This window comes from Actinomycetospora aeridis (assembly GCF_037400275.1).
Lineage (GTDB): Bacteria > Actinomycetota > Actinomycetes > Mycobacteriales > Pseudonocardiaceae > Actinomycetospora > Actinomycetospora aeridis.
Genome location: NZ_JBBEGL010000002.1, coordinates 839,067 through 851,711 on the forward strand (window position 1 = coordinate 839,067; position 12,645 = coordinate 851,711).

Annotated in this window: 11 protein-coding genes; 2 read left to right on the forward strand and 9 right to left on the reverse strand. The window is 74.1% G+C overall.

Annotated elements, in window-relative coordinates; all coding sequences use genetic code 11:
• Positions 1-53 precede the first annotated feature (53 nt).
• Together WCD41_RS09630 and WCD41_RS09635 are read right to left on the reverse strand one after the other, a co-directional pair.
• Positions 54-929 carry a class I SAM-dependent DNA methyltransferase gene (locus tag WCD41_RS09630; RefSeq protein WP_337713173.1) on the reverse strand — a complete coding sequence of 292 codons (876 nt, stop codon included), beginning with the start codon at positions 927-929 and terminating at the stop codon, positions 54-56.
• A gap of 193 nt (positions 930-1,122) precedes the next feature.
• Entirely contained in the window at positions 1,123-1,713 is a 591-nt protein-coding gene (locus tag WCD41_RS09635) for a hypothetical protein (protein WP_337713174.1), read from the reverse strand.
• A 193-nt stretch (positions 1,714-1,906) separates the two neighbouring features.
• Here WCD41_RS09635 and WCD41_RS09640 point away from each other — a divergent pair, with 193 nt between their 5' ends.
• Positions 1,907-3,154, forward strand: a complete 1,248-nt coding sequence (locus WCD41_RS09640) for an alpha-hydroxy acid oxidase (protein WP_337713175.1) — start codon at positions 1,907-1,909, stop codon at positions 3,152-3,154.
• 137 nt (positions 3,155-3,291) lie between these two features.
• Here WCD41_RS09640 and WCD41_RS09645 read toward each other — a convergent pair whose 3' ends face one another.
• From WCD41_RS09645 to WCD41_RS09670, 6 genes are all read right to left on the reverse strand, one after another.
• Entirely contained in the window at positions 3,292-4,227 is a 936-nt protein-coding gene (locus WCD41_RS09645; RefSeq protein ID WP_337713176.1) for a hypothetical protein, read from the reverse strand.
• Positions 4,224-5,111, reverse strand: a complete 888-nt coding sequence (locus WCD41_RS09650) for a hypothetical protein (protein ID WP_337713177.1) — start codon at positions 5,109-5,111, stop codon at positions 4,224-4,226. The genes WCD41_RS09645 and WCD41_RS09650 overlap by 4 nt, the downstream gene beginning before the upstream one ends.
• Positions 5,112-5,219: 108 nt before the next feature.
• Positions 5,220-6,254 (reverse strand): aldo/keto reductase, encoded by a 1,035-nt coding sequence (locus tag WCD41_RS09655; protein WP_337713178.1) that lies wholly within the window; start codon positions 6,252-6,254, stop codon positions 5,220-5,222.
• A gap of 36 nt (positions 6,255-6,290) precedes the next feature.
• A complete protein-coding gene (locus WCD41_RS09660) occupies positions 6,291-7,790 on the reverse strand; it encodes a GDSL-type esterase/lipase family protein (RefSeq protein WP_337713179.1) in 1,500 nt (499 codons plus the stop codon).
• A gap of 61 nt (positions 7,791-7,851) precedes the next feature.
• Entirely contained in the window at positions 7,852-9,243 is a 1,392-nt protein-coding gene (locus WCD41_RS09665; RefSeq protein ID WP_337713180.1) for a purine-cytosine permease family protein, read from the reverse strand.
• A gap of 234 nt (positions 9,244-9,477) precedes the next feature.
• The gene (locus tag WCD41_RS09670) at positions 9,478-10,737 is read right to left on the reverse strand and encodes a DUF1996 domain-containing protein (RefSeq protein WP_337713181.1); all 1,260 of its coding nucleotides are present in this window, start codon (positions 10,735-10,737) and stop codon (positions 9,478-9,480) included.
• Positions 10,738-11,254: 517 nt separating this feature from the next.
• Between WCD41_RS09670 and WCD41_RS09675 the strand changes: the two genes are divergently transcribed.
• Entirely contained in the window at positions 11,255-11,860 is a 606-nt protein-coding gene (locus tag WCD41_RS09675) for a response regulator transcription factor (RefSeq protein WP_337713182.1), read from the forward strand.
• A gap of 147 nt (positions 11,861-12,007) precedes the next feature.
• Here the strand turns inward: WCD41_RS09675 and WCD41_RS09680 are convergent, their stop codons facing one another.
• A complete protein-coding gene (locus tag WCD41_RS09680) occupies positions 12,008-12,640 on the reverse strand; it encodes a hypothetical protein (RefSeq protein WP_337713183.1) in 633 nt (210 codons plus the stop codon).
• Positions 12,641-12,645 lie beyond the last annotated feature (5 nt).

Sequence of the window (12,645 nt, forward strand, 5' to 3'; positions counted from 1 at the left end):
GCGGGAGTGACACAGGTTACCGACGAGTCGGAGGCACGGGTCTCACCCGCGGATCAGCCCGCCAGCGCACCACGCTTCCGCGCGACGATGCCCTCGTAGAGCAGCGGGCTGGCGTCGGTGGCGAGCCGGTGCTGGAAGCGCTCGCGACGCACCACCTCGAGAGCGCCGGACCGGATCGACTCGCCGATCATGCCGCCGAACCCGGAGGTGTCGGTCTCCTCGAGGAACGCGTCCTTGATCGTCAGGACGACCCAGCCGTCGGGCTCGACGAGGTCGTAGGCCGTGCGGAAGGCGGCCGGCGGGATGTCGCCGAAGCCGAGCGCCGCGACCACGGTGAGCGCGTTCAGCCGGTGCCCGGCCAGCGTCTCCCGCTGCCCGACGGGGAGCCGGGTGAGGTCCGCGACCTGGTAGTCGGCGTAGAGCCCCGGGCGGTCGCGCAGGGCCGCGTCGCGGGCCTCGGTGAGGATGTCGACGCCGACGGCGTGCTCGACGCCGACCGCGGCGAGCTCCTCGGCCATGATCCCATTGCCCGCGCCGAGGTCGAGCACGCGCAGCGTCGAGGCCGGGACCCCGGCCTGCGCGAGCGCCTCGCTCAGCAGCCCCACCATGAAGCGCGGCGAGTCACAGCCCAGGACGTCGTAGAAGATCTTCTCGTAGAGGCCGGGCACCTGGAAGATGCGGTCGTAGTCGTGGAAGCGGTACTCGCCCCACGCGCCGCCGGGCTCGGCGACGACGCACCACTCGTCGTCCTGGCTGAACTTGCTGTTCGGCTCGGGGAGCGCCAGGCGCAGGGCCGCGCGGGCGGCCTGGAGGTCGGCGGGGAGCGGTGGCGCCGGGACCGCGACGCCCGCCGGTGCGGGTGCCCGGTGGAGGACCTCGTGCTCGCGACCGGTGCCGTTGCCCGTGCCGTTCACCGCTGTGGGTGCCATCGCCGACCTCTCCTCCCTCGTGTCGCCCACCGCGCGGGGTGGGCGACGGAAGCTGGACGCGGGCAGCTGGGAGCACCCGCGTGGAGCATCACGCGGCATCGATCGTCGTCAGCGCCCGGAGCGAGGGTCAAGGAAAGGTGACGTCAATAGAATCAACGTCACGCGGCGCGGCCGGACGGTCACGCCCGGCGGATCACCCCCAGCGGCCGCCGCCCTGCGGCCCCCGCGGGTCGTAGCGGGTCGTGCGCTGGTCCTGCTGGTACGGGTCCTCGTACGTGCCGTAGCGCTGGTCGTAGCGCCCGTCGTACTGCCGGCCGCCCCAGCCACCCTGCGCCGCGGGTCGCACCGCGGTGCGCGAGACGCCCGAGAGCATCGACATGATGGCCAGCCCGATCGCGGCGTAGAGGACCGCGGTGGCGATGTGGTCGACCACGCCGCCTGCCGCGAGGAACACCTGCAACAGCAGCACCACGAGCACCAGCAGCACGATCGCGGAGAAGAACGTCGCCGGGCGCGGCGTGGTCAGCAGCAGCAGGTGCAGCAGCGCGGTGCCCGCCAGGGAGGCGATGACCGCGCAGACCGGGATGATCGTCATGGCGTTGTCGACCAGGGCCCCGCTGCGCTGGGCGGTCTGGATGCCCAGGTCGAAGACGTTCGAGATGATCAGCACGCCGACGATCGCGATGCCGGCGGCCACGACCGCCGTCGCCACCCCGCCGGCCCAGAGTCGTCGCGGCAGGACCTCGACGTCGCCGTCGTCCCACGAGCGCTGCGGGTAGCTCACGACCTCGTCCTCTCCCCCGACCGCCGGGTCACGGCCCGTCAGGGTCGGTTGTACCGCACCGGACCTCGCCACGGGGGGACCACACCCTCCCCCGGTCGAGCTCCCGACTCCCTTGACGTTCCGCGTCCGGCCCCGTTCGGTGAGCAACGACCCCGGCGTCGCGAGCACGCCGCCACGAGGAGGAGCACGGGCGATGACGACCCCGCCGCAGCACCCGACCACAGGACGCACGGCGCGCCGGCTGCCGCGCCCGTCGGAGCTGCGTCCCCTGCTGCGGTTCGCCCGCCCCGATCCCGACCCGACGCGGCGGCGCCTCGCGCGCGCCCACACCGTCGCCGACCTGCGTGCCATCGCCCGGCGCCGCACCCCGCGGGCGGTGTTCGACTACACCGACGGCGCCGCGGAGGGCGAGATCTCGCTGCGTCGCGCGCGGGAGGCGTTCGCGTCGCTGGAGTTCCGGCCCTCGGTGCTGCGCGACGTCTCCCACATCGACACCTCGACGACCCTGCTCGGCGGCCCCTCGGCGCTGCCGTTCGCCTTCGCCCCGACCGGCTTCACCCGGATGATGCACCACGAGGGCGAGGCGGCGGTGGCGCGCGTGGCCGGCCGCATCGGGGTGCCGCACACGCTCTCGACGATGGGCACCATCTCGCCCGCGGACCTCGCCGCGGCCGCCCCGGACACCCGGCGCTGGTTCCAGCTCTATCTCTGGCGCGACCGGGCCGCGAGCGCGGACGTCGTGCGCCGGGCGGCGGAGGCCGGCAACGAGGCGATCATGCTGACCGTGGACACCCCGGTCGGCGGGGCCCGCCTGCGCGACGCCTACAACGGGCTCACGATCCCGCCGGCACTCACCGCGCGGACCCTCGCCGACATGGCCCGCCACCCGCACTGGTGGCTGAACGTGCTCACCACGGACCCGCTGGAGTTCGCGGCCCTGACGTCGTGGGAGGGCACGGTCGCCGAGCTCATCGACACGATGTTCGACCCGGCGCTCAACCTCGACGACCTCACCTGGCTCCGATCCACGTGGAACGGACCGCTCGTCGTGAAAGGTGTCCAGACGGCGGAGGACGCGCGGCGGGTGGTCGACGCCGGCGCCGACGCGGTGGTCGTCTCGAACCACGGCGGGCGCCAGCTCGACCGCGCGCCCGTGCCCCTGGAGACGCTGCCGTCGGTGGTGGCCGAGGTCGGCGGCGAGGCCGAGATCCTGCTCGACACGGGGATCATGTCGGGCGCCGACATCGTCGCCGCCGTCGCCCTCGGCGCCTCGGGCTGCCTGATCGGCCGGGCGTACCTCTACGCGCTCATGGCCGGGGGCGAGCGCGGCGTCGAGCACCTCGCGACGCTGCTCACCGCCGAGATCCGCCGGACGATGGCGTTGCTCGGGGTGTCGTCGATCAAGGACCTGACCCCGGACCACGTCCGCCTGCGCGCCTGACTCCCCTGGGTTGAGCCAAGGGGCCCTTCGGTCGGACGGGCGCGTCGGACGGGTGCGCGGTACCCGAGGGGAGCGAGGGACTCCCTGACTGCGTCCCACGCAGTCAGGGACGCCCTCGCTCCCCCTCCGGTCGGCGTCTACAGGCTCAGCAGCCGGTCGAAGAACTCCCGGTAGCGCTGCACCGCGCGCCGCAGCTCCTCGGTCGACGGGTCGCCCACGGCGTTCGGGTCGAGCGCGCTGCGCTGCTGGGTGAACGTGCGCGCGAGCTCGTCGAGCACCTCGCCCACCAGCCCGTCGGCACGCGCGACCGCGTCCCGGGGCTGGTCGACGAACATCATCCGCACGTCCTCCCACTGGGAGCGCCAGTGCTCGGCCCGCTGCGGGTCGATGATCGAGGTCCCGCCGCCCTCCGTGCCGGCGGTCGGGCCGCCGTTCGCGGCACCGGTCGCCGCGGCGGGGTCACCCGGTGCGCCCCGCGCGTGGTCGGGCGGCCCGGGGTACACGCCGGGCTGACCGCCCTGCCCGACGTCACCGGCGCCCCCGGCCGACCCCGGCCCGGCGCCGTAGGACTGCGCGCCCGGCGCCTGCCCGGGCTGCTGGCCGTACGGGTCGGCGTGCTGACCGGCGCCACCGAGCTGCTCGGTGTACCCGCCACCGGCATGCTGCTGCCCGTACTGGTCCGCCGGCTGGCCGGTGTGCTGACCGGCACCACCGAGCTGCTCGGCGTACCCGCCGCCGCCCGACCCGGCGTGCTGACCGGCGCCACCGAGCTGCTCGGTGTATCCGCCGCCGGCGGGCTGCTGGCCGTACTGGTCCGCCGGCTGGCCGGCGTGCTGACCAGCGCCGCCGAGCTGCTCGGCGTACCAGCCGCCCGACCGGGCGTGCTGATCGTGCTGGGGGGCGTGCTGGCCCCCGTACGGCGCGCCCTGGGGGTCGGCGTACTGCCCGCCCTGCTGCTGACCGGGGACGCCGGCGTTCTGGAGGGGATCCTCGTCGTATCCGCCCGGGCGCTCGTGGCCCGCCCGCTGCTCGTCGGGGTGACCTGCCGGGCGGCTCTGCTCGGGGTGGCTCATGCGCGGCGCTCCTGGTGTCCGTCGGGTCCGCCGGACGCGGGAGGCGCCGACGGTGGCCGGCCCGGGCCGGCCGGTCCGCCCGGGGGCGGACCCTGAGGGGGAGGACCCTGCGGGGGAGGTCCCTGAGGCGCGGCCGCAGGAGCCCCGCCCTGGTGCGGGACGCCCTGCGGGGGAGCGCCCCGCGGAGGTGCACCCCCGGGCGGGACACCCTGACCGGGTGCACCCTGCATCCGTTCGGTCCCGGCGTCGGGGTGCCCGTGGCGGCCGTCGCCCCCGCCCGGACCGGGGGTGATGCGCTCGGTGGCCCCGTTGGGACCACGCCCGTCACCCCGGGCGTGCCCGTCACCGTGCCCGTCGCCGTGCCCGCCACCGTCGTCGAGCATGGCCTCGACGAGGGTGCGGAACGCGGTGAAGGCGCCGCGCAGGTCCTCGGTGGTCGCCGTGCCCTGCCGGTGGGCGGTCACGACGCGCTGCGCCTCGCGATAGTCCTCGACGAGGTGGGGCTGGGCGACGGAGAGGTCGTCGGTCCGGCGCTCGCCCCCTTCGACCGGGTACCCCCGGGACCGCATGATCGTCACGAGCAGCGCGTCGGCGTGCTCGACCGCGCCGCCCGGGTCGTCGACGAACCCGCGCTGCACCTGCTGCCAGTCGGCGTGGAAGCGCTGGCGCTCGTCGGGCTGCAGGGGCCGGAGCTGGTGCTGGTCGTGGCGCTCCTTGCGCTGCCGCAGCTCCTTCTCGGCCTCCTTGCGGTCACCGGTCTCGGAGACGCGGCGTTCGTACTCGGGACCGAACTCCTCGGCGAGCTGCTGCTGCCGGCGTCGTCGCGCCAGCACGAGGGCGGCGATGCCGGCGACGACCAGCAGCACCACCACGATGATGATCACGACTGCGACGGTGCCCATCACGGACCCCCTCCGGACCTGGGACTTGAGTGATCGGTGTTGCCGGAGGAGTGCCCGGTGACGGGCGCCGATGTGCCGCTGAGCAGGGAATTAATTTCCCGCCGCGGCGCGCTCTCCGATCGGCCTACGCCGTTGCGCCACCTCGCCGATGGCGGGCGGCTCGTAGGACACATCGCCGGGGTTGGCGTCCACCCCCGGCGGGACGATCTCGTCGATCCGGTCGAGGACCTCGTCGTCGAGGGTGACCTCGGCGCCCGCGAGCACGTCCTCGAGCTGCTCCATGGTCCGCGGCCCGATGATCGCCGAGGTGACGGCCGGGTGGGACACGGCGAACGCCATCGCCATGTGCACCATCGACAGGCCCGCCTTCTCGGCGAGCGGGACCAGCTCCTCGACGGCGTCGAGCTTGCGCTCGTCGGTGAAGCGTCCGGGCGTGCGCTGCGCCCGCTGCGTCCCGGCCTCCTGCCCCCGGCGGATCTTGCCGGTGAGCATGCCCATCGCGAGCGGGCTCCAGACCAGCGTGCCCATGCCGTAGCGACGGCAGACCGGCAGCACCTCACGCTCGATGCCGCGGTTGAGGATCGAGTACGGCGGCTGCTCGGTGCGGAAGCGCTGGAGGCCACGGCGCTCGGCGACCCACTGGGCCTCGACGATCTCGGAGGCGGGAAACGTCGACGACCCGATCGCCCGCACCTTGCCGCTGCGCACGAGGTCGGTCAGCGCGGAGAGCGTCTCCTCGACGTCGGTCTCCGGGTCGGGACGGTGGATCTGGTAGAGGTCGAGGTGGTCGGTCTGCAGGCGCCGCAGGGAGTTCTCGACCTCGGCGACCAGCCAGCGGCGCGAGTTGCCGCGGTGGTTCGGGTCGTCGCCCATCGGCGCGTGCGCCTTGGTGGCCAGCACGACGTCGTCGCGGCGACCTTTCAGCGCCTTGCCGACGATCTCCTCGGACTCGCCCTGCGCGTAGACGTCGGCGGTGTCGACGAAGTTGATCCCGGCGTCCAGCGCGCGGTGGATGATCCTGATCGAGTCGTCGTGGTCCGTGTTGCCCCAGGCGCCGAACATCATGGCGCCGAGGCAGTAGGGGCTGACCTTGATGCCGGTCCCGCCCAGTGTCCGCATCTTCACGGCCGTGGAGTAGCCCCTGACACCCCGATCGATGCGTCAGCCCGGGGGCGGCGCCGCGGCGGGCGGCAGCCCGATCCGGTCGACCACCGGGATCGCGAGGCGCAGCTCGCCGATCCCGGTCGGGTGGAAGGGGTGCGGGTCCGCGAGGGACTGCAGGTCCGGGCCCAGCCCGTCCGGCGACGGCTCGCAGAGCGGGGTCAACGGCGGGGTCACGACGTCGAAGCCGTAGCGCTGCGCGCCCGTGGTGAGCACGCCGTTGAGCTCGGCGTTCCGGCCGGACAGCAGGGCGATCTCCTCCGGGGTGAGCCCCGGGTACTGCAGCGGCCCGCGGGCGGTGGGGCACCGGTCCTGCCGGGCGTCCGGACGCAGCACGTCGTACGACGTCATCACCACGACCCGTGGCCGGGACGGCAGGGTCGCGAGGTCGGCGAGGAGGTCGGCGTAGTCACGGTCGAACGCCGCCAGCCGGTAGCGGAACTCGCCGGCGGTAAAGTTGTCCGCGCAGTCGGTGGCCGCGTAGCAGTAGCCGATGAGGTCGGTCCAGTTCAGGTCGTTCGGTCCCACGGCGACGACGACGAACGACGGGTCCTCGACCTGCTTGAGCCGCCCGATCTGCGGGGGCACCGCGATGCCGCCCGTCTGCTGGGGCGCCCGGAGCCCGGTGGTGATGCGGGCACCGGAGCAGGCGAGGTTGAGCACCTCGTCGCCGACCGCGGCGCCGACCTGCCGGGCGAGCGAGTCGGTGCTGCGGGCGCACGCGACGTCCTCCGGCGAGGCGTCCGGCGGCAGCGGTCCGCCGAGCCGCGCGACGCGCGAGTCGCCGATGACGACGCCCCGCACGCCCGACACGGTCGGTCCGACCGGCGACGGGGTCACGTGGTGCGCCCCGGTGAGGTCGGTGAGCGACCGGGCGTCGCGCAGACCCTGCGCGCCGGCCACCGCGAGCGCGCCGCTCGCGCCCCACACGACGAGGGCCACGGCGAGCGCCGCCACCGTCGAGCGCGTCAGCTTCGCCGAGAGCCGGCGCGCGATCACCGCGGCCCGGGCCCCGGCACCGGAGCGCCGGGCGGTGGACCGCAGCGTCGCCAGGACCCGCAGCGAGCCGACGAGCCCGCAGACGCCCAGCACGACGGCGACGAGGATCAGGGTGGCCTTCCCGAACCACTCCTCGAAGCCCGTCACGATCGCCGACAGCGCGTCGGCGGGACTGCGGCCCTCGGCGAGCGACTCGACGGCCGCGCCCGCGGTCTCGCTGCGCTGGACCGGGCCGATCGAGAGCTGCGGGCGCAGCGGGCCGTAGATGGTGACGTCCGGGACGTCGAGGCTCGTGTTGCCGACCTGGACGATCCGGGGCGGGCCCGACACGGTCGCCGTCGGCGGCTGGGCCCCGACACTGATCCGCTGCCCGAACGCCTCGACGTCCTGGTCGGGGGTGAGCGCGAGCGCCGCCCACACCCCCGCGACCGTGCACGCGACGACGAGGAGCAGCGTCACCGGCGAGCGCAGCTCGCGCCCGAACCCACCGAGCCGGCCCACGGTCCTCCTCGCGCGTCGACTCCTCGAGGACCCCAGCCCTACAGGATCGACCCCGCCCGCGTCACCCGATGGTGGCCGACGCCCGGGACCGCCGCTCGAGGCGCGCGAGCAGCGCCGCGACCGCCGCGGCCACGACGAACGACAGCAACGACGCCGAGAGCCACGACGGCGGGGTGACGCCGATCGCGTCGCGCAGCGCGCTCCACGCGTCCGACCAGACGGGCGCGCCGCCCGGGTTGACCAGCTGGTACACGACGAGGCCGATCACCCAGGCGACGATCATCAGCGGGCGCGACGGCGCCCACCGGGACAGGTCCCCGGAGACGTAGCGCAGCGGAGCTCGACCGTCCGGACCCGCCGCGCCGCGCCGCACGAGCGCGTCCCCGACCCCGACACCCAGCAGCGGCACGAACACCGACCCGATGACCGCGAGGAAGACCGCGTAGTCGTCGATGGTGACGCCCAGCGCCAGCACCGTGATGAGCGCACCGATGCCGAGGCTCAGCAGCCGCCGGTCGGCGCGCGGGGCGAGGTTCTGCACCGAGACCGCGGTGGAGTAGACGTTCGCGAAGGACTGGTCGGTCTCCCGCGCGGTGAGCACGAGCAGCGCCACCAGCCCGAGCGGGGCGGCCAGCATGGGCGCGAAGACCTCGTCGCCGTTGCCGCCCACGAGCGCCAGCGCGGCGAGCCCGACCACGAAGCAGACGATCTGGGTGAGCCCGTAGCCGACCGTGGCGGCGGTGAACGCGGTCGAGACGCGCCGGGAGTGGCGGGAGAAGTCCGACGCGACCGGGATCCAGGACACCGCGACGGCGATCGCCGCGTCGGTGCCCGCCCAGAACCCGGCCCAGGAGCCGCCGCCGGCACCGAGGTCCAGTTCCGGCCTCGTGAACAGCCACCAGGCGAGGTAGGCCACCGAGATCGCGACGAGGATCGTGACGACCCGCCGCAGCAGCCGCAGCATGCCCAGCGGCCGGAGGGTCAGCAGCGTCGTGACGATCCCGGCGCCGAGCACCCAGACCCAGGTCGGGCCGCCGAGGGCGAGCGTGCCGGCCTGGGCGATGACGACGAGCTCGAACGTCCCCCAGCCGATCAGCTGGACGACGTTGAGCACCGACGGGATCCACGACAGGACCCCGCCGAACAGGCCGCGGAGCAGCACCATCGCCGGGGCGCCGGTCGCGGCGCCGGGCATCGCCGAGAGCCCGACCATGGCGCTGCCGATCAGGGTGCCGACGACCGTCGCGACGACGGCGGCGGTGACGGTCAGCGGGGGCGCGCCCGCGGGCGCCAGGACGGCGAGGACGCCGGCGAAGCCCAGCAGGCTGACGCCGAGGTTGGCCCAGAAGGCGCCCTGGTCGAGGAACCCGAGGGTCTTCGGCACCGGGCCGTCGAGGGTGGGGGCGACCTCGGGGTTCGCGGTGGACTCCGAGGTGGACGTGGACGTGCGCACGAGCAGCCTCCCTGCGCCGGCATGATCCGGATCAGGTTCCGACGGTCGGGACCGCTGCCGCCCGTGGGTCGACGGCCAGGTCCCCTCTCAGCCCGGTGGCTCCGGACTCCCGTGAGCGCCGGTCGGCGCCCGCCGACGACCGTAGGTCGCCGGGCGCACGAACGCGAGGGGCCGCCCGCCGTGATCGCGGAGATCACGGGGACGGCCCCTCGGGTCGTGCGTCGTGCTACGGCGTCAGTTCTGCGTGCACTGCCGTCCGCCGTTGAGGCAGTCGGCGCCCTCCTGGGCCCGAGCCACCGACGAGAAGTGCATGAAGTCGGAGTGGTCGGTGGTGGGGTCGTGCTGGTTGTCCGGGAAGCTGTCGATCGAGAACGCGCGGCCCGCCGGCTGGTCGTAGGTCAGCGTGATCCGCAGCGCCGGCAGGTTGGTCTCGCCGTCGGCGCACCGGCCGTTCTCGTCCGGGAACCTGATGTGCGAGCGCAGGTCCTCGGAGCTGAGGTTCTCGCCGTCCCAGCAGTTCGGGTAGTCGAGGACCCGCATCAGCCGCGAGCCGGACGGGCAGATCGGGTACTGGTCCGTGATCCGGTCGGTGAAGCCCGAGCAGGTGTACTTCGCGTTGGCGTTCTTGCCGTCCTGGGCGGCCGCCTTGGCGTTGCCCATGATGACCTCGAGGTGCTGCGGCAGCGGCGCGACCTCCTGGTCGGCGTTCGTGCGGTGGAACGTGATGTCGGCCGAGCGGGGCGTCAGGATGCGTCCCACGTTGCCGTCGTTGCCGCCACCGTCCGCGTTCGCGTCCGAGTCGGTGCCGTTGAGGTCGCGCAGCACCGGCCAGAAGAACGTGGACTTGTCGCCGTTGGTGCACGACGTGCCGCCGGCCTCGAGCGAGGCCTCGTCGGAGTTCTCGTCGGTGGTGGTGTTGCCGACGTAGTCGTGCGTGTGCTGGGCGCCGTTCGGGTTGCCCGGGGCGACCATGAAGTTGCTCGGGTTGTTGTGGTCGCTGGTGCCACAGTTGATCGTGTACGAGCCGTCGGCGAAGACGCCGCCCTCGCCGCGGTTGCGGTTGACGTCGACGTCGGTGATGTCGACGTACTCGTCCGCGCTGGCCGGGGCGATCTGGTCGCGCTTCAGCGGGTCCTCGTCCTCGGCGGCCTGCGCCTGGGCACCGCCGTCGCCGCCGTCCTCCTGGCCGTCCTCGCCGTTCTGGCCCTGGTCGGCGTTCTCGTCGCCGCCCTGGCCCTCGTCGGCGTTCTCGTCCTCGGCCTGGGCGTTCTCACCGTCGCCGGTGTCCTCGCCGTTCTCCTCACCCTCGGTCTGGCCGTCGCCAGACCCGTCCTCGTCGGACGACGCCTCGTCCTCCGAGCCGGAGCTGTCCGAATCGTCGCCGCTGACGAGAGAGCTCAGGAGGCCCGAGTCGGAGCCCGAGTCGGAGTCGGAGTCCGCGAACGCGGAGCCGGCGACCGTGACGGCGCCGCCGGTGAGGAGCAGCGCGGCCACGATGACGAGCAGCCGTTTCGGGAGCGATGTGCGATGTCGTCCGCGTCGGGGCACGGGAACCTCCTGACGGTGCCCGCGGCGTCGGGACGGGGGAGCTCGTCCAGGGAGCCGGCGCCGGGAGCACGGGTGTCCTGTGGTTGTCGGCGGAGCGCGGACGGCGGCATGGCAAGAGGGGGAGCGTCGCCGCCCGGCTCCGACGGGAGGTCACGGTAGGGACACGGCCGTCCGGCGACCGCTTATCTGAGAGATCTCAGGTTCGAGTGCCGCTCGCAGGCCCGCTCGGCGCGACGATCGGCAGGCTGATGCCGCCGAACGGAGGAAAATCTGCTCCGCTCGCGGCAACGGGCTCTCAGCTCGGCGCAGCCGACGAGCATCACGTCTCCGCTCGCCGCTCGTCGATTGAACTCGGAAGCGTGCCGGTCCAAGCTGGTCCGCGATGAGACCTGATCGTTATGCGGGCGCGGAGCGGGGCCGCGTGCTGTGCGTGGCCCCTTCCCATCGCACAACGAGCGTCCTCGTGGGGACGTTGCGGTCGCACGGCTTCGAACCCCAGCTCCTCCGGGAGAGCTGGAGCGTCGGGGCCACCGCGCGGGCGAGCGGGGCGCGGGCCGTCGTGCTGGACATCGAGATGCCGGGGCTGCGGCCCGTCGAGGTGCTCGCCGACCTGCACCGCGACAGCCCGCGCACGCCCGTCATCGCGCTGACCAGCCCCGAGGCGCGTGACCGCACGGTGTCGACCCTGCGCGCGACGCAGGACGACTACCTGGTCACGCCCTTCCCCATGGAGGAGCTGCTGGCGCGCCTGCGGCTGCGTCTCGGCGACGACCGCCCCACCGCCCAGCTCTTCCTGCGCCGCGGCGAGGTGGCGGTCGACACCGCGCTCGAGCAGGTGTTCGTCGAGAACAAGCCGGTGAGCCTCTCGCGCACCGAGTACGCGGTGGTCGACGCGCTCATCCGCCACCCGCGCGGTCAGGCGATGTCGCAGGAGCAGCTCGTCACCCGCGTCTGGGGCGGCCCGCCCACCTCGAACATCGTCGAGGTCTACATCGGCTACCTGCGCCGCAAGCTGGGGGCGGAGCGCATCCGCACCGTCCGCGGGCGCGGCTACATCCTCGAGGGCTGACCGGCCCTACCCGATCTGCGGACCGGGCGGGCCGAGGACGAACCGTCCGTCGCCCCGGCCGCCCTCGGTCGGCCACCCCGGGCCGTCCCCGGGCTCAAGATGGACCAGTCGCCGGCGGAGACCTTCGGCGACGGGCCGTGTTCCTGTTCAGCCGCGGCGCGGGGCGGGCGTCGCGAACAGCACGGCGAGGACGACCAGGGCGGGCAGGACGAGGTCCGGCCGGACCAGCGCGGCGAGCCCCGCGACCACCCCGGCGGGGACCGTCCGGCGGGCGACGCCGTAGCGGGGGACGCCGACGAGCAGCGCCGCGGCGAGGAACGCCTCCATGCCGACGACGCTGGCGAAGATCGGTGACGTGACGACGAGGCCGACGACCAGCCCGGCGACGACGGTCGGGCGTCGTCGCACGACCTGCGCGAGCCCGGCGGCCCACACGGCCGTCGTCGCGGTCGTGAGCACGAGCACCAGGCCCACGGCGACCACCGGGCGACCGGTCAGCAGGGTGCCCGCGGCGAGGAGCCACACGTTCAGCGGCGAGGTCGCCGAGTTGGCGTCGCGGAACGGGGTGAGGCCCCAGTGCCCGAGTTCGGCGAGGTTCCGCGCGTAGTCGAGGGTGATGTAGGAGTCGTCGGGCATCCCGCGGTACGCGGCGAGGAACAGCAGCGCGCCCGCGACGGCGCCGCCGGCGGCGACGGCCACGGTCGTGGCCGAGGGTCGCCGGCTCGGCACCGTGCGGGGTGGTGTGCCGTCGGCGGGAGCGGGGGCCGGGGTGTCGAGCACGGGGT